Annotated in this window: 14 protein-coding genes; 4 read left to right on the plus strand and 10 right to left on the minus strand. The window is 67.1% G+C overall.

What is annotated here, in order from left to right:
• Positions 1–33: 33 nt before the first annotated feature.
• Positions 34–1,233 carry a cyanophycinase gene (locus ACG00X_RS04645; protein WP_394486829.1) on the minus strand — a complete coding sequence of 400 codons (1,200 nt, stop codon included), beginning with the start codon at positions 1,231–1,233 and terminating at the stop codon, positions 34–36.
• Positions 1,234–1,311: 78 nt separating this feature from the next.
• Positions 1,312–2,697: a cyanophycinase gene (locus ACG00X_RS04650; RefSeq protein WP_394486830.1), complete on the minus strand. Its 1,386-nt coding sequence runs from the start codon at positions 2,695–2,697 to the stop codon at positions 1,312–1,314.
• 306 nt (positions 2,698–3,003) lie between these two features.
• Here ACG00X_RS04650 and ACG00X_RS04655 point away from each other — a divergent pair, with 306 nt between their 5' ends.
• Entirely contained in the window at positions 3,004–5,754 is a 2,751-nt protein-coding gene (locus ACG00X_RS04655; protein WP_394486831.1) for a TonB-dependent receptor, read from the plus strand.
• A gap of 114 nt (positions 5,755–5,868) precedes the next feature.
• Here the strand turns inward: ACG00X_RS04655 and ACG00X_RS04660 are convergent, their stop codons facing one another.
• The 7 genes from ACG00X_RS04660 to ACG00X_RS04690 form a co-directional block, all read right to left on the minus strand.
• Complete coding sequence (locus ACG00X_RS04660) at positions 5,869–7,947, minus strand: hypothetical protein (protein ID WP_394486832.1); 2,079 nt, start codon at positions 7,945–7,947, stop codon at positions 5,869–5,871.
• A gap of 58 nt (positions 7,948–8,005) precedes the next feature.
• Positions 8,006–8,653 carry a hypothetical protein gene (locus tag ACG00X_RS04665; RefSeq protein ID WP_394486833.1) on the minus strand — a complete coding sequence of 216 codons (648 nt, stop codon included), beginning with the start codon at positions 8,651–8,653 and terminating at the stop codon, positions 8,006–8,008.
• Entirely contained in the window at positions 8,650–9,060 is a 411-nt protein-coding gene (locus ACG00X_RS04670) for a type IV pilus modification PilV family protein (RefSeq protein ID WP_394486834.1), read from the minus strand. Before ACG00X_RS04670 ends, ACG00X_RS04665 begins: the two co-directional genes overlap by 4 nt.
• Positions 9,038–9,529 (minus strand): type II secretion system protein, encoded by a 492-nt coding sequence (locus ACG00X_RS04675; RefSeq protein ID WP_394486835.1) that lies wholly within the window; start codon positions 9,527–9,529, stop codon positions 9,038–9,040. Before ACG00X_RS04675 ends, ACG00X_RS04670 begins: the two co-directional genes overlap by 23 nt.
• Before the next feature lie 8 nt (positions 9,530–9,537).
• A complete protein-coding gene (locus ACG00X_RS04680; RefSeq protein ID WP_394486836.1) occupies positions 9,538–9,963 on the minus strand; it encodes a type IV pilin protein in 426 nt (141 codons plus the stop codon).
• Between the two features lie 159 nt (positions 9,964–10,122).
• Positions 10,123–10,767, minus strand: coding sequence for a YceH family protein (locus ACG00X_RS04685; RefSeq protein WP_394486837.1), 645 nt, complete (start codon positions 10,765–10,767; stop codon positions 10,123–10,125).
• Between the two features lie 7 nt (positions 10,768–10,774).
• Positions 10,775–11,557 (minus strand): SDR family oxidoreductase, encoded by a 783-nt coding sequence (locus ACG00X_RS04690; RefSeq protein ID WP_394486839.1) that lies wholly within the window; start codon positions 11,555–11,557, stop codon positions 10,775–10,777.
• 175 nt (positions 11,558–11,732) lie between these two features.
• On the opposite strand from ACG00X_RS04690, the gene ACG00X_RS04695 reads away from it, so the two are divergent.
• Positions 11,733–13,409, plus strand: a complete 1,677-nt coding sequence (locus ACG00X_RS04695) for an electron transfer flavoprotein-ubiquinone oxidoreductase (RefSeq protein ID WP_394486840.1) — start codon at positions 11,733–11,735, stop codon at positions 13,407–13,409.
• A 107-nt stretch (positions 13,410–13,516) separates the two neighbouring features.
• On the plus strand, positions 13,517–14,347 hold the full coding sequence (locus ACG00X_RS04700; protein ID WP_394486841.1) for a DUF72 domain-containing protein: 831 nt from the start codon (positions 13,517–13,519) through the stop codon (positions 14,345–14,347).
• A gap of 28 nt (positions 14,348–14,375) precedes the next feature.
• On the opposite strand, the gene ACG00X_RS04705 is transcribed toward ACG00X_RS04700, so the two are convergent.
• The gene (locus tag ACG00X_RS04705) at positions 14,376–14,990 is read right to left on the minus strand and encodes an FMN-binding negative transcriptional regulator (RefSeq protein ID WP_394486842.1); all 615 of its coding nucleotides are present in this window, start codon (positions 14,988–14,990) and stop codon (positions 14,376–14,378) included.
• Positions 14,991–15,256: 266 nt separating this feature from the next.
• On the opposite strand from ACG00X_RS04705, the gene ACG00X_RS04710 reads away from it, so the two are divergent.
• Positions 15,257–17,866 (plus strand): chemotaxis protein CheW, encoded by a 2,610-nt coding sequence (locus tag ACG00X_RS04710; RefSeq protein WP_394486843.1) that lies wholly within the window; start codon positions 15,257–15,259, stop codon positions 17,864–17,866.
• The last annotated feature ends 38 nt before the right edge of the window (positions 17,867–17,904 follow it).

A 17,904-nucleotide genomic window follows, 5' to 3' on the forward strand; every position in this document is an offset into this window, starting at 1 on the left:
CGGCATTGTGTCGCGCCGCCGGTCGCGTGCGGATCAGCCAGCGCCGCAGGCCGCCGCCAGCGGCGTGTGCAGCGGCAATGCCAGCCGCACCGGAATGACATCCAGCCGCACGCCGAGCAAGGTGTAGCGGTCCCCTGCCGCCGTCGCTTCGCGCCAGCCAACGAGACCCGGCTCGCGCCACAGCCGGAACTCGAAGCCGATGTCGAACTGCCGATCCTGAGTCGGCAGCACATGGCGGTAGGCCAGTCCCCTCACCTCGTCAGCCGCCCCTTCCAGCAGTTGCGCGAGCGCGGCCTGCAGGCAGCCTTCGGCGAGGAAGTCCAGAAAGTAGCGATCAAAGCCTGTACGGGGCACGAACCCGGGCGCAGACGGATCGATCCGCAGCGCCTGCGCCTTGTGCGGGGCCGGCGTCGTCTCGCCGGTGTCCAGGTCATGGACGTCGCCAGCATCCAGGTAGGCCAGCCGGGCGCCGCGCAGGTTGAAGGCTGGCAGCGCGGCGTCATGCTCCGCATCCGCCAGGTCCACCAGCATCGCGCCGCCCCCACCGATGACCTCCAGCCGCCCGCCCTGGATGACGACAGCGGCGTTCTCGTCCACGCCGAGACCGCGGCGGCAGCCCAGCGCATGCAGCGCCGGCAGCATGCGGCCAATGCGACCGCGGCGCAGGAAGTGCTGGTCGATCAGCAGCCCCTCGCGGACGAAACCCAGGCCGCGGTCGTACTCCTGCCCCGCGCGCCACAAGCCCTTGAGCACGGCGACGTTGTCCATCGCGTCGCGGAACATCAGCTGGCTCATGACGGCCGCACCGGCGCTGGTGCCGGCAATGACGCCACCGGCTGCGAATACGGCACGCACGGCGTCGAGCATCGCGGTCGGCTGGCCGCCGGGCTGCAAGGTGTCGACGATGTACTCCTGCGCACCGCCCGAGAAGAAGACCGCGCGGCTGGCCGCCACCTGCGCGATCAGCGCCGGGTCATGCAGCCGCGCCTGCAGGTCGACGCCGTCGAGATGAGGTGCGATGGGGATGACCTGGGCGACCGCGCCACAACGGTTCAGCGACGCGACGATCTGCGCCGAGATGCGCTCGGGCTCGTAGGCAGCCGTCGGGAACACCGCGATGCGTGCGCCCGCACCGCCGGCCTCGTCGACGATGCGCTGCCAGACGGCCGCACTATCGGCTTTCAGTGCGCCGCCGATGACGACAACGGTGCCTGCTTTCGGAGAAGTCTGCAATTTGAGGAGCCTGCGCCGCCAGCGGCGCACATGAAACTGGATGGGAAAGCCCGCAATGATCGCAGGCCGCCGCCGGGCCTACTGCCCCGACGGGCTGGAGGCCGTCAATGCCGGCGGCGAAGCTTCACCCCCCTGGCCTGCGGCGGTGGACGGCCCTGTCCAGCCGCCATACAGCGGCATCGGCAGGCGCACCGGGCTGATGTCCAGGTAGAGGTTCGTCACCGTGAACTGCTCGCCACCGAACTCCTCGGTGCTCCAGCCCATGGAGTCCGACCCCTTGTAGATGCGGAACAAGAAGCCCAGTTCCGCGAGCGGGTCGTTGGCGCGCGGCAACACGTCGAAGGCCAGGCCCTTGGTTTCCTTGCGCACGCTGTCGATGAGGCGGGCCATCGAGTTGGAGATCGTGGAGTCGCCCAGCATGTCCAGGCTGAAGACGTCGTCCGTGTAGTAGGGCTTGAAGCTGGGCGACTCGGCGTCGTGCAGGTCACCGCGCAGTTTGGGTGCTGACGGCGTCGTCGAGCGCGCCCGCAGGTGATAGCGGTCGCCATGCTCCAGGTAGGACAGCCGCGCCCCCTGCACATTGAAGGCGCCCAGCGTGGCGTCCGTCTTGGCCTCGTTCAGGTCGACGATGAGGGCGCCGCGGTCGCCGATCACCTCGATCTCGTCGCCGCGGATGATGGCCGCCGTGTTCTCGTCCACGCCCAGGCCGATCTTGTAGCCCTTGGCCATCATCAGCGGGATCATGCGGCCGAAACGGCCCCGTTTCAGGAAATGCTGGTCGACAAACAGGTGGGGGCCCACGAAGCCCAGCCCTCGATCCACCTGCTTGCCGTCCGCGAAGCGGCCCTTCAGCACGTTGATGACGCTGGGGGCGTCGCGGAACATGATGGTGCTCATGATGGCGGCGCCGGCCGAGGTGCCGGCTACCACGCCGCCCTTGCGGTAGACGTCCCAGATGGCTTCGAGCATCGGCGTGCTCTGGCCACCGGGCTGCAGCACGTCGACGATGCGCTCCTGCACACCGCCGGTGAAGAAGATGCCCTTGGCAGCCTTGACCTTGGCGATCAGCGCCGGATCGCGCACGACCTTGTTCAGGTCCACCCACAGGAACTTCGGCGCGACCGGCAGCGCCTCGGCCACAGCGCCGCGACGCTGCAGCAAGTCCACCACCTGCTTGGCGCTGGCTTCGGGATCTTCACTGGCCGTGCCGAACACGACGAAGCGTGCGCCCTTGCCGCCGGCCAGTTGCACGATGCGCTGCCAGACCTCCTCGTTGTCGGCCTTGAGCGCACCACCGATGGGCACTGCATAGCCGCGAATCACCGGTTCGGCATCCGCCACGGGCTGCAGCGCCCCCGTACTGCCCGACGGTGCCTGCGGCGCTGGTGCTGCAGGTTTCGGCGCGGCGGCGCGAGGTGCGGGCGCGGGTGCCGCCGCGGGCGCAGGCGCGAACGGACGGAACAACCGGAACCCTTGGGGCGCACTCGACGCTGCGGCCGGCGCCGTGGACGCGGTGGGCGCCGCTGCCTGTACCCCCAAGGCCAGCGCCGTCGCGGTCAATCCCGCCCCGATTCGTAACCACCATGCCCTCATGCCCACGTTCCTCCTGGTTGCAGCGCACCATCATGACAGACGCACCCCCTGGGTTTGCCCCTAATCCCAACGATAAGGGACGTGGCGCGCACGAGACGAAACTCACACCGGGGCCAAATGCTAGCCGCGCGGTGCCTAGACTCGTGGAGAACGCCACTTGGATTCCGGAGTCTGCCGATGAGAAGCCCCTGTCCGTCCCGCATCGCCCTGGCGGTCGCGCTGCTCGCGCTGGCGAGCGGCGCCCAGGCGCAGGAGAAGCTTGAACGCGTCGAGGTGACGGGCTCGGCCATCAAGCGCATCGAGGGCGAGACCTCGCTGCCGGTGCAGGTGATCTCTCGCAGCGAGATCGACAAGGCCGGCCTGACCACCGCGGCCGAGATCCTGTCTCGCATCAGCGCCAGCGCCAACAACCTGACAGACGGGGGCAGCGTTGCGCCTGGTGGCTTTCGCGACCAGATGGGCTTCAATGGCGCCAACCTGCGCGGCCTGGGCGTGTCGTCCACGCTGGTGTTGCTCAACGGCCGCCGCATGGCCAACTTCGCGTCTCCCGGCGATTCCGCAGGCGTGGACCTCAACAGCATCCCCGCCGCCGCCATTCAACGCGTGGAGGTGCTGCTGGACGGTGCTTCGTCGCTGTACGGCTCCGATGCGATCGGTGGCGTCATCAACTTCATCACCCGCAAGGATTTCAGCGGCGTCGATGTGAGCCTGATGGCCGGCAACACCACCGAAGGTGGCGGCGGCAACAAGCGCTCGGCCACGCTGTCAGGTGGCTTCGGTGACTATGGCCGCGACGGCTTCAACGTGATGGGCGTGCTGGACGTGCAACGAGCCAGCAGCCTCAACGCCTCTCAGCGCAAATTCATCAAGGAACTCGACATCCCGGGCCGCCTGCCCGACCTGCTGTCCAGCGCCAGTTTCCCGGGCAACCTCGTCCTCACCAGCACGCAGCAGCAGACCCTGGTCGATGCCGGCTACAAGGCCAACGGCAAGACCGTCGTCGACCCCGACGCGGCCTACATCAATCCGTCGGCCGCAACCGGCTGCAACCCCGCGAATGGCAGCCTCTACCTGCCCGAGGGCATTGGCGGCGTCGATGGCTGCACGTTCGACTACATGCGCGACATCGAGCTCTACCCCAAGTCCAGAAAGAGCAGTGCCTTCGGCCGTGGCGTGCTGAACCTGGGCGGCGGCCACCAGCTCTTTGCGGAGGTGTCGCTGGCGCGTTCCCGCACCTTCTACACGGGTACGCCCAACCGCATCGATGCGGACATCGACGTCTCCCGCGTTCCCATCTTTGCGGGCACGCCTTTGCTCTCGCTGGACCCCGAGGATGAAGAGCGCGTCATCACCGCACGCACCCGACTGACCGAGGCCGGGCTGAGAACCAGCGAACTGGTGTCGTCGTCCAACCGATTCGTCGTCGGCACCAACGGCACGCTCGTCGGCTGGGACTACGAATGGGCGCTGAACCACAGCACCAGCAAGGTGTCCGACCGTGATTACCAAGGCTACCTGGACGAACAAAAGATCCGCGACGGTTTTGCCGACGGCACGCTCAATGCCTTCGGTCCTTCCGGTGCAGCCGGGCTGGCGCTGTACGAGGCCGCGCAGATCCGCGGCGAGGTTCGCCGCGCCACCGGCACGACGGACAGCCTGGACTTCAAGATGTCCCGGGGCCTGATGCCACTGGCCGGCGGCGATCTCGCCTTGGCATTGGGCGGCGAATTCCGCCGCGAAAAGCAGAACTATCACCAGTCCGATGCGCTGAAGGCGGACACCATCCTGGGGGAAACCTCGCAGGGGCCGGACTCCGACTTCGGCAAGTCGCGCAAGGTGGCGGCGGTGTTCAGCGAAATCAGCGCGCCCCTCACCAAGCAGCTCGAACTCCAAGGAGCGTTCCGGTACGAGCGCTACCAGGTCAGCGGCGGCGCCCTCAGCCCCAAGCTGGGCCTGAAGTACATGCCGACGACGGAATTGCTGCTGAGGGCGTCCGTCGGCAAGGGCTTCCGCGCCCCCAGCATGTCTGACTTGTATCGCCCCACAACGACAGGCACCGCCGCAACACTGGTGGACCCGGTCTGCATGCAAGAAGCCAGCAACCCGAGCCCGACCAAATGTTCGGATACCTGGACAACGCTGAATTACAGCAACAGCCAGCTGAAGCCGGAAAAGTCTCGACAGTTCTCCGCCGGTGTCGTCTTCGAACCGCAGCGCGGCGTGGTGCTGAACGCCGATTACTGGAACATCGAGAAGAGCAACCTGATCAGCACGCTGGGCGTTGATGTCATCCTCGCCAACCTCGACAAGTACGGCAGCCTCGTTCACCGTTACTGGGACAGCGCCAACCTGCCGGCAGATTGCGCCAGCCACTACGACCCGGACGACTACGACATCTGCGCCATCGATCTGGTGAAGGCCAACCGCGGCAAGCAGCGCATTTCGGGCGTGGACCTCGGCGCCAGCTTCAGCGGCCTCAAGACCAGCGTCGGCGAATTTGCGTTGCGCCTGAACGGCACGCTGACGCTCAAGTCACAGCAACAAACCGGTGACGGCGACCCGTTCGTCAGCAATCTGGGCCAGTTCATCAACGATGGCGTGGTGCAGCGCTGGCGCCATACGCTGAGCGTCGACTGGACGCGGGGCCCGTTCACGGCAACGCTCTCCAACAACTACCTGTCCGGCTATCACGACCAGCACATCGTCGGCAAGGAGGACCGCAAGGTCGCTGCCTACTCGCTGTGGAACCTGTCCGCCGGCTGGGAGATGACGAAGTCGCTGACGCTGCGCGCCGGCCTGCAGAACGTGTTCGACAAAGCGCCGCCGTTCTCGCAACAAGCCTGGTTCTTCGTCAGTGGCTACGACCCCAGCTACACCGACCCGCGCGGCCGCTTCGCCTACGTGAGCCTGCGATACACGATCCAGTAGTGCAGCAAGCGCGCCATTGAAAACGGGCCGCATCTGCGGCCCGTCTTTTAAGTGTCCCTCACGAGGACACCCGTCGCCGGCGGTGCTCTGCACACCGGCGCAACAGTGAATGCCTCAGATCGGCGACACCCAGATGATGTTGTTGGCGGCGTTCCCCGAACTGCAGTTGACGGTACAGGGCAAGGTACCGGGGTCGTAATACTGCGAGCCACCGTTCTGGACAATCTTCGTCGATCCGCCCAGCGCATTGCTGCCAGTTCCCGTGCCCTGCTTGCCCGCAAAGGTGAAGCCCGCCACGGTGGTTGCGCCGCCCGTCGAGAAATACTGCCCGGCCAGGATGGCGCCGTAGACTTCGCTGGAAGCGCCCAGCGTGATGTTGCCGCCGGAGAACACGCCATTGACGATACCGCCCGCGACCAGCGACAAGTTGCCGACCGCCGCACTGGTGGGCAGTCTCGGCGAGCCAGCACACAATTGCGTTGCATAGTTGCTGCCGGACAACCCCTTTGCGCTGAGAGCCGGCAGGTTGTTGGTGTCGTCTGCCACACCCTGGCAGGTGTAGCTGCCAGCCGGGTAATTGGGCGAGAACATCACCATTTGGCCCGACGTCGTGATGTTGCCGGACGCAATGAAGGTGTTCACCCAGCGACCGGTGCCCACATCGAGATTGCCGGTGAACCACAACACCAAAGGCAAGGCGGTGTTGCCGCCGTTCATCGACCAGGTGCCCTGGCTGTACGAGAAGCAGGTGTTGTAGTCGGAATAGCTCTTGCAGACGCGTGCCAACGGCGTCGAGGAGCAGTTGCCGCCACTCGCGGTGCTGCACAACCAGTCCTTCGACGGGCCCGTGGTGTTGTTCGCAATCAGATAGTTGCCGTCCGGCACCCCGGCGATGCCGCGTGCGAGCACCTGCGGGTTGCCGCTGGCGTCGACACCCGTGAACACCAGATTGGCCTGATCGCGCAGCGTGTAGGCGTCCACCGTCGGCTTAGTCAGCGTAAAGGTACTGACCGTCGGCACCACCACGCGCGGGACACTCACGGTGTACCCGTTTTGCACCGTCACATGGACGCCGCCGGTCGGGTAAGGCGTTGTGATGCTCCCCACAGTGCCCGAGGCAACACGCGCCCCGCCATTTGCGCCCCATTGAACCCCGCTGAGCAGTCCCTGCGACTTCAGCACTCCGCTGATGCCCTGGCCATAGTTACCCGTCAGCGTCGTCGTGCCCTGCGTGTAGACATTGCGTGCAGCGCTGACCCTAACATCCCCGATGGCAGAGATATCCGTCACAGGGTCGCCGCTAGGCGGTAGGTAAGTGACGGTGCCATTGGCACTCAAGGACACGGCGTTGGAGCTTGTGGACGTCCAGTTAATGTTCCCCTCGGTCAGAATGTTCAGGGCACTTGCTGCCCCACCGGTCACCGCCACACTGCCAGTGGCCTGCACGTCTCCAGCGTAGGCCGAGCCTCCAGAAAGAGTGACAGCGCCGTTGCTGTGAATGCCGCCGATGGAGCTGGCAGCACCACCACTGAGCGTGACGTTGCCGATGGCGTTGATGCGCTGCGCATTCGCCGCCCCCTCCAGCAAGATGTTGCCGTTGCTGCACAAGGTGTTGGCCGAGATCGCTGCCGACACGCTGAGGTCGCCCGTCGCACAAACGGTATTCAGGCCCGTCACCGAGCCATTCAGCGTCAACGACCCGCCCAACACCGACAGGTTCTGCGGCTCCCCGCCGCCGGTGTACATCACGCTACCCGACAAGGTAGTGTTGCCGTTGTACATCTGCCCGGTGCCGTAACTGTTGGGCGGTGTGGAGGGCGTGACGCCGCCGCCCACAAAGGGACGCAGCACCACCGCCAGCGCCGATGTCGCACCGGCACTGGTGCCGATCACATTGAAGCGCAGATTGCTGCCAACTTTGCCCACGTAGTTCACTGCAATGCCGTCCGGCACGCCTGCCAAAGTCAGCGGCCCCGGCGTCAGCCGCGCCGGTGTTGTCAGATTCGCCACCGCTGCGGACAGAATCGACACGCCGCTCCACGCATTCAGCTCAGCCTGCGTCGCCACGTGTTCGGTGAATTGCAACTTCTGCGCCGCAGCAGGCGCCTGAAGGCTGCGCGCGGTCAGCGCCATCAGCCCGATGGCGGCAATCAGCACCAGCACCAGGCTGGCTGCGCCATGCTGCTGGCGCACGCGCGGCCCAGGCCTTAAGACCGACAAAACCTGTTGATTCCGCATCACCACCGCCCCCTCAATTCGGAAGATTGCTCAGACACAGCGTGTTGGCCGCCGTTCCCAGCGCCTGCAAGGTGACCACCACACCCGGCTGTGCACCCGGCCCACCGCCGTAGGGCCAGCAACTCCCCTTGGCCACCGCAAACGTCAAATCCGTGAAGCTTTGCGGCGGCGCCAGTTCGGTGCGATTGCCCCAAGTCACCTGAAGCCAGTTGGAAGCCGCCGTGCAGTCTGCGGGCCCCAGCAAACTGAGACCGCCGCCGCTGGAAACGAGCGCCCAGCACTTCACATCACCTGTGATCTTGGTGTCCCAGACCAAGGCCGTCCCTGTGCTCGATGTGCTCGAAATCGTGGCTGCCGCCCCTGTCAGCGAGGTGTTGGACAGCGTCGACGAACTCAACAGCACCAGATCGGTGTTGGCCGCAGCGCCGACCGGCGTGGCCGTGGCACCCATGCCCCAGCCTGCCTGCAAGATCAGGCGCGGCGTCGACACCGCGAGGCTGACCCCTTGCGACACCCGTGTCGTGTTGGCCACCACGGCATTGCCGCTGTGAACCACGCCCTTGTAGGCCATCATCAGCGCCACCACCGAGATCATCGACAGCGCCATGCCCACCATCAGGCTGATGAGCGACACCCCGCCCTGCGTGTGGCGGCGGTTCATTGCGCGCTGGACACGGTCAGCGTCCCTCCGAGCACATCGTCAGTCACCGACGCCTGGATTTTTTGCGTGCTTGTCGCCGGCAAGGTGACGGAGACCGGCGTTGTCACGCCAGGGAAAGTCACCGACACGCCGCTGTAGGCCGTACAGCGATAGCTCACCGACAACGACTTGCCGGCGACCGTCACAGCCCGCGACGCACCGCAAAGGGCGACGCCCTCTCGCATCAATTGCGCGCGAATCTGGTCGACGGCAGCGCTACGCAAATTGGCACTGTTCTGCGCACGCCCGGCGCGGGCCACGGCATACACCGTCGCGGTCGCGATCAAGCCGGCCAACACCATGCCGATCATCGCCTCGACGAGGATGACGCCGCGCTGCGCCGCCTTAGAAGAACTGTCGACTGACATTGGTGCTGCCCGATGTGACGGTGTAGGTGGTGGCCAGGCTGCAGGTGGCCGTGCCGGCTGACGAGGTGCGCAGCCCCTGGTTGGAGAATCCGAAACATGTCGGCGCGGCGGCCGGCGTCCCCACCGTCAGGGATGTGTTGTCAGGCAGCGTGCCGCTCCACACGGGGGCTCCGTTACAGCTGCCGCCGAGATAGACATTGAGCACACCGCTGTTCAGGCAAACCACCGCTGCGGTGGCCGACGTACCGGTTTGCCCACCCACGTTCTGCAGAGCAAAAGCCTTCGCGACGCTGTACGCCTGCTGCACCAGGCCCTGGCCCTTGGCCACCTTGTTGCCCCGGATCCAGCCCTGTCCCAGCGAGACCGCCGCCGCCAGCACGAGCATCAACACCACGATGGTGACCATCAGCTCGATCAGACTGTAGCCACGCAGCCGCCGGCTCCGCCCACCCACCCCAGCGCTGCGCATAAGCACCTTCACCAGGTTGTTGCGCCACCCGCGCAACCCGACCGCGTGCGGCCGTTTGCGCTGGTGAGCGAGATGGTGCAGCCACTGACTGCGGTGCTGGTGCCTACCGCCTCCACCGTGTACGTAGGCGGGAACACACTGTTGCTCACCGCCGAGATCTTGTAGTTGAAATCAGCACCTTGCGCCGGCGCCCAGGCTGGCAGCAACACCTTAACAGCCGCGGTGTCCGCGGCTGTCGCGGGGTACGTGGTGTTGTTTTGTAGGTAAACGTCCATGTTCATGGCCAGAGACACCAGGTCCATCTGGCCCGAATTGACTTTTTGCCTGGCGATGTAGCGGCTGTATTGCGGCACAGCGATGGCCGCAAGGATGGCAATCACCACGCAGGTGATCATCAACTCAATGAGGGTGAAACCCCTGGAGAAGCTGCGCATCAGTGTTCTTCTATGGAAAGCCAGACCTTGCGCCCAGCGTCACCAACGACCCTCCCATAGGCGCTACGCCGTCAGAATAACCGACCAGGCCATCTGACAATGTTATGCAATTGTATCCGCTTGACGCGCCAGCAATGGATTGGCCCGATTGACACCGGTTCAAAACCTGACACCAAACTCTTCAGCCAAGCGCGTCACTTGCGCGCGCAACACCACAAGCTCCGCCTTCACGGCCGCCAACTCCGCCCGGCACAGCGCCAACTCTTCGTCCTGCGGTCCGGCGCCCGCCGCCCCCTGCGCCACACTCGCCACCGGACCGCACAGCAAATGCGCCCAGCGCGCCTCGCGTGCGCCGGGCGCCTTGGCGCACTTCACCACCAGTGCCGGCTCACGGGCAGCCAATTCTTCCAGGAAGCCTTCCACTGACGACACGTCCGCGAAGCGATGCAGGCGGTCGGTGTTCTGGCGCAATTCGGCCGCCGTCTGCGCGCCGCGCAGCAGCAACTGCGTCAGCAAAGCCACCGCCGCACCCGGCACACCGTAGGCTCGCGCAAAATTGTGCTCATAGCGCAGCACACGGCTACCGCTGACCGTGTTCACCAGGCTCAGCGCCTTGAGCTCTTCAACGGCCGCCAGCACCTCGGCTTCCGCCACATCCATCACCGGGTCCCGTGCGGTCTTCTGGTTGCAGCCGGAGGTCAGCGCATTGGCAGACAGCGGATAGCTGTCGGGCACCGTGTGCTCTTTTTCAACCAGCACGGCCAGCACACGCCCCTCCAGCGGGGTCAGGTCTCGCTTGATCATCACTCGATCACACCCCGAAGCCATCGTCGGCCTGGATGACCGCACCGTTGATGAAGTGGCTCTCGTTGGCGCACAGCATCAGCAGCGCGGTGTCGAGATCCTGCGGCTGGCCCACGCGCTTGCGCGGCAGCAGCTCGACGAGCTTCCTGCCCTGCTCGGTGTCCCAGTGGTGGTGGTTGATTTCAGTGTCGATATAGCCCGGGCAGATCGCGTTCACGTTGATGCCGAACTTGCCCCACTCCAGCGCCATGGCCCGCGTCATGTGGATGACGGCGGCCTTGCTCATCGCATAGACGCCAATCTGGCTCAGCACGCGCAAGCCCGCCATCGACGCGATGTTGACGATGCGCCCGCCGATGAAGGTACCCGGCGCCGCGCCGCGGGCCCGGGCCAGCATGCGCTTGCCCACTTCCTGCGCGACAAAGAATGCGCCGCGCGCGTTGGTGTCCATCACGAAGTCGTAGTCGTTCTCGGTGACGTCGGTGAGGCGCTGCGTCGTGCTGACGCCGGAGTTGTTGATGAGGATGTCCAGCGTGCCGACCTCGGTCTCGGCATGCGCGACGGCCGCCCGGATGCTGGCGACGTCGGTGACGTCCAAATGCACGACATGGGCGTCGCCACCGCCACCCTCGATCTCGGCGCGCAGATCCTTCAGCCGCTCGATGCGGCGACCGGCCAGCACAACACAGGCGCCGGCCTGGGCCAGCGTGCGGGCGAACTGCGCACCCAGCCCGCTGGACGCGCCGGTGATCAGCGCGACGCGGCCTTCGAGGTTGATGGAGTAACTCATGGGACTGCCTCTTCGTGATGTCGCGAGCATCCTACCGGCCCCAGCAACCGCACCCGGCGTGGCACGCGCGACGAACCGGCGCTAGACGCCCGCCACCAAAAATAGCACGACCGTTCTTTTTCAGAGGATGCGTCCGTAGAATCGCGCCCCATTCAGTTCTCGAAAGCGCCCGGCAATGACAACAGAGGAAATCCTGGCCCAGTTCGGCCCCCGCGAGTCCATGGAGTACGACGTGGTCATCGTCGGCGGTGGCCCTGCCGGGCTGGCCACGGCCATCCGGCTCAAGCAGATCAGCCCCGACGCCAGTGTCGTCGTGCTCGAGAAGGGGTCGGAGCCGGGGGCGCACATCCTGTCCGGCGCGGTCATGGACCCACGCGCCATCACCGAGCTGTTCCCGAACTGGAAAGAGCTGGGCGCACCGTTGAACCAGGCCGTGACCGGCGACGACGTGCTGCTGCTCAACGAGACCGGCAGCACCCGCATGGCTGACTGGCTGGTGCCGCGCAACTTCCACAACCATGGCTGCTTCGTCGTGAGCCTGTCCGACGTCGTCAAGTGGATGGCCCAGCAGGCCGAGGCGCTGGGCGTCGAGATCTTCCCCGGCTTCTCCGCAGCGGAAGTGCTCTACGACGAACAGGGCCGCGTGAAGGGCGTGGCCACCGGCAACATGGGCCTGGGCAAGGACGGCCAGCCCACCGACCACTTCCAGCTCGGCATGGAGTTGCTGGGCAAATACACCGTGTTCGCCGAGGGCGCGCGCGGCCACCTGGGCAAGCAACTGCTCGCCAAATACCAGCTCGCCGCCGGCAAGGACACGCAGACCTTCGCCATCGGCATCAAGGAGCTGTGGGAGATCCCGGCTGGCAAGGCCCAGCCCGGCAAGGTCGTGCACACCGCCGGCTGGCCGATGGAGGGCGACACCTTCGGCGGCGGTTTCCTCTACCACCTGGACGGCAACCGCGTGACGCTGGGCTTTGTCGTCGGCCTGGACTACGACAACCCGTTTCTGAGCCCGTTCGAGGAAATGCAGCGCTGGAAGACCCATCCGGCCATCCGCGCCCATCTGGAGGGCGGCAAGCGCATCGGCTATGGCGCGCGCGCCATCAACAACGGCACGCCGCAAGCCCTGCCCAAGACCGTGTTCCCCGGCGGCTGCCTGGTCGGCTGCGACGCCGGCTACCTGAACGCTGCCCGCATCAAGGGCAGCCACGCCGCCATCAAGAGCGGCATGCTGGCCGCCGAGGCGCTGGCCCCGGCAATGCAGGCCGGTCGCGCACAGGATGAGCTGGCGGCCTACCCCGAGGCCTTCGAGAAGAGCTGGCTGAACGAGGAACTGCAGCAGACGCGCAACTTCAAGCTCTGGTTCAAGAAGGGCAAGCTGACCGGCGAGCTGATGACCGGCATCGAGCAGTGGCTGCTGCCCAAGCTGGGCGTGCAAAGCCCGCCCTGGACGCTGCACAACCACAAGGCCGACCACTCGACGCTGCGCCCGGCCGCCGAGTTCCAGCCCATTGCCTATCCCAAGCCGGATGGCAAGCTCAGCTTTGACCGCCTCTCGTCGGTGTTCATCTCCAACACCAACCACGAGGAAAACCAGCCCGCCCATCTGACGCTCAAGAGCGACGCCGTGCCGGTGCAGGTCAACCTGGCCACCTACGCCGGCCCCGAGAGCCGCTACTGCCCGGCCGGTGTCTACGAGTTCGTGCCCAACGAGGGCGGCAGCGGCCAGCGCCTGCAGATCAACGCGCAGAACTGCGTGCACTGCAAGACCTGCGACATCAAGGACCCGACGCAGAACATCGTCTGGGTGACGCCCGAGGGCGGTGGCGGCCCCAACTACGCCGGCATGTGACGCCAGCCTCGCACCGAACCCAGCCAGCCTCGTGCTGGCTTTTTGTTGCCCGCTGCACACCGCATCGATAGACTGTTATTTCATACAGTCAACGTGTGGAGACGCTTGTGAGCGAAGGCAGCATCAGGGTCGGTATCGGCGGCTGGAACTTCGAGCCCTGGCGCGACAACTTCTATCCGCCGGGTTGGCCGCAGGCGCGCGAGCTCGCCTACGCCAGCCGGCGCCTCACGGCCATCGAAATCAACAGCAGCTTTTACGGCGCGCAGAAACCCGCCACCTTCGCCAAGTGGCGGCGGGAAACGCCCGAGGGCTTCGTGTTCTCGCTCAAGGCCATCCGCTTCGCGACCCAACGCCGCGTGCTGGCTGACGGTGCCGAGTCGATCCGGCGCTTTGTCGACTCCGGCATCGCCGAGCTGGGTGACAAGCTGGGGCCCATCGTCTGGCAGCTCGCGCCGACGCACCGCTTCGACGCCGCCGACCTCACCGCCTTCCTGGAGCTGCTGCCCCGCAGTGTCGACGGCCTGCCGCTGCGGCACGCGCTGGACGTGCGGCACGACAGCTTTCGCTGCCCGCAATACCTCGCGCTGGCGCGGCGCTTCGGCGCCGCCACCGTCTTCACCGAGTCCGACGACTACCCGCCGCTGGCCGAGGTGACTGGCGACTTCGTCTACACGCGCATCATGCGCACGCAGAGCGACGAGCCACTCGGCTGCAGGCCCGAGGTGTTCCCGGCGCTGGCTGCGTCTGCCCGAGCCTGGGCCCAGGGGAGCGAACCGACCGGGCTGCCGCGCGTGGAGCCCGCGCTGACTCCAACGTCAGCGCCGCGCGACGTCTTTGTCTTCTTCATCAGCGGCGCGAAGGAACGGGCGCCTCATGCCGCGATGGCGTTGCGCCGCGCGCTGGGCGAATGCGTCGAGCCTGCCAGCGGCCACGCCTGACTCGCCAAGCACCGCGCACACGACCGCCTCAGCCCGCGAGCCGCGCCATCCACGCAGCCAAGGCGCGTTCCTCGGCATTTGACGAAGCCGCCAGCGCCGCCTGGATGCGCTCGCGCTCGGTGGCGGCCCGGTTCTGGCTCAGCTTGAGCTTCAACTCCCAGCGCGTGACGCGCAGCCGGAAGCCGACGATGGCGCCCAGCAGCTTCTGCTGATAGTCCTCGTCCAGACCACGCCACTGCTCGGCGTAAGCCGGCTCGAACTGGGCGATCAGGCGCTTGAGCAACGCATCCTTGTCGGCGCTGCCATCGACGAGCTCGATGTCGCCATAGACATGCAGCGCCGCATAGTTCCACGTCGGCACGTTGCGCGCGCTGTCGTAGTGCCGCGGGCTGATGTAGGCGCTCGGGCCGCTGAAGACCGCCATCAAGTGCCGTTGCTGCGCCAGCCAGCCCCAGTGGGGATTCGCGCGCGCCATGTGCCCCTCCAGCACCAGCGGCTCGCGGCTCAGCGCCACGAGCGGCACATGGGTGCCGAAGCCTTCGCCCTGCGCATCGGGGCCGAGCAGCAGGGCCAGCGGCTGCTCCTCGACGAGTTGCAGGGCCAGCGAGAGATCGTCGGACGCGAAATGCTTGGGCAGGTACATCGCAGCGGAGCTTGGACGGGGGTGACGCCGCATTGTGGAGGCAGGCGCACGCCAGGCCGCCCACCACAGTTCTCACCATGCGCGCGAATTTGTGTGACACCTTGCGCGCTCCTGGGCGCAAACTGCTGCAGCGCAACATCTGTTTGCGGCATCCTCCCTCGCCATGCGACGCCCGAGGCACCCCCGACGGCCGAGTGCACACCAGCCCCCCCGCCCACCGGCCGGATCCGGGATTGCTCGCAAACACAGTGACGGAAAGCAGTGCGATGAACAAGGTCTGGCACAAGGGATTGCCCTTCAGTGCAGCGGTGGCGCCCTATCTGCGCCGCATGGCATCGGTCGACGAACATCGCGAGGCGCTGCTGCGGCTGCAAGGCGTGTGGGACAGCCTGGCGCTGCTGGGCCAGATGAGCGGCACGGCCACCGACATCGCACAGACCCGCACCGCCTTCCAGGACCTGACGACGACGCTGCTGGACAGCTTGGCGCGCCGCCTGCATGCCCGCGCGCTGGAGCGCATGGCCGGCAAGGCCCGCGTGACCATCGACATCCTCGTGCGCAACCTGTTCGAACGCACCGCCGACGTCGGCTTCCTCGCCGTCGACGGCCCGCTGGGCGCCCACGCCCTGCTGGACAGCGCCGACGCGCACCACGCCGACAGCCGCGCCGCGCTGCAGGCACGGTTCGCGGCCTACACCGCCAAATACTCCGTCTACGACGACGTCATCGTGCTGGCCCCCACCGGCGAGGTGCTGGCCCGCCGGGACGATCGCCAGCCCCTGCAGCGCTGCGACGAACCCTGGGTTGCCGACGCGCTGGCCTCCGACGCCCCGTACGTCGAACGCCACGGCGCCACGGCGCTGCTTGGTGGGCGACAAGGCCTGATATACGCCCGCGCGCTGCGCGCCCCCGGCGCGACCGCCGATCAACCCGCAATCGGCCTGCTGTGCCTGAGCTTCCGACTGGAGGACGAAATGTCGGCCGTCTTCAGGCAACTGCTGGCCGGCCCCGACGAGCGCGCCGTCATCTGCCTGCTCGACGAGCAGCAGCGCGTGCTGCAGAGCTCAGACCCCTGGCAGTTCCCGATCGGCGCGCCACTGCCGCTGCGCGGCGAGCGCCTGATGTTCGCCGGGCGCGACTACCTCTGCGCCACCGCCGCGGCCAGCGGCTACGAGGGCTATATGGGGCCGCCGGGCTGGCAGGCCTGCGTGCTGACGCCGCTGGAATGGGCCTTCGAGGACGACCAGGCTGCCGACGACTCACTGCGCATCCTGGGTGACGCGCTGGACACCAGCCGGCTCTTCGACGCCGAACTGCAGGGCATTCCGCGCGAGGCACGCCGCATCCAGCGCAATCTCTCCCGCACGCTCTGGAACGGCAAGCTGCGCAGCCACGGCCAGGCCCCCGGCGACACCAGCGCCCCGGGCTTCGCCACGACGCTGCTCAACGAGGTGCAACGCACCGGCGCGCAGCTGCGCCAGGTGTTCGAGCAGGCCATTGCCACACTGCAGCAATCCGCGCTGGCCGCCGTGTTCGACACGGCGCTGTTCCAGGCCCGCCTGGCCATCGACATCATGGACCGCAACCTGTACGAGCGCGCCAACGACTGCCGCTGGTGGGCGCTCGACGTGCGGCTGCAGCGCGCGCTGGCCGCACAGGGCACGCCGCGCGCCGCCGCGGCGGCCAGCGAAGCCCAGCACGTGCTGCAGCACATCAACAGCCTCTACACGGTGTACTCGCTGCTGCTGGTGTTCGACGTGAACGGGCGCGTGGTGGCCGTGTCCGACCCTGCCCAGGCCCGCCATGTCGGCCAGACCTTGACGGCGCCCTGGGTGGCCGGCGCGCTGGCGCTGCGCGACCCGGAACGGCATGTCGTGTCGCGCCACGAAGCCACGCCGCTGTACGACACACCCGGCGCCGTCGGCGGCGGCGGCGCGCGCCCGACCTATGTCTACGCAACGTCGCTCCAGCACGACGGCCAGGTCGTGGGCGGCATCGGCATCGTGTTCGATGGCGATCCGCAATTCGCCGCCATGCTGAAGGACTCACTCCCCCGGGCGGCCGACGGCGCGCCGACCGATGACGGCACCACGGCGGCCGTGGCCCTGTATGCAGCCCGGGACGGCCGCGTGGTCGCCAGTGCCGATGCCCGCTGGCCCGCCGGCGCGACCGCACCGCTGCCTGCCGGCACGCTGACCGCCCTCGCGGCGGGTGAAACGCGGCGCATGCACATCGAGGTGAACGGCATGGTCTACGCCGCCGGCATCGCCATGTCTCAGGGCTACCGCGAATATCGGCAGGGCCAGGCGGTGTCCAGCGAAGACGTCGCCGCCGTGCTGCTGCTGCCGCTGGGCCCGAAGGTGCTGGCGCCAGACGGCGGCCAGGACGGCAGCTTCGTGCCGCCGGTGGCGCAGGCCGGCACCGAGCGTCTGGACATCGCGGCCTTCAACGTCGCCGGCGAATGGCTGGCCCTGCCTGCGGGCTTGCTGATCGAAGCCGTGGAGCAGCCGCGCTTGACTGCGCTGCCCAATGCGCCACGCGCCCTTGTCGGCATGCTCCAGCACGACGGCCGCATGCTGCCGGTGCTGGACCTGGGCCTGGCGCTGTACGGGCACGCCACGGCCACGAGCGAGGCGCCCGTGCTCATCTGCCGCAACGCCCAGGGCCAGGGCCTGGCGCTGCGGGTGGGCGAACTGGGGCCCGTCTTCAGCATTGCCGCCACGCAAGCACTCCCGAGCCCGGGCGGGCGGGCACGCCTGGTGCGCGGCGGCGACGCATCCGCGCCCCGCATGCTGACGCTGCTGCCGGCCGAGGACTTGTGGGCCCTTCTCGGCGTGCCGGCCGAGCCACGCTCGCTCGCGCTGCCGGCAGCCTGACCCGCGAGAGGCCCTGCCTGCAGGGGCGTGAGCCGGCT

It is taken from the genome of Pelomonas nitida, assembly GCF_043555975.1.
In the GTDB taxonomy this organism is placed as follows: domain Bacteria; phylum Pseudomonadota; class Gammaproteobacteria; order Burkholderiales; family Burkholderiaceae_C; genus Pelomonas; species Pelomonas nitida.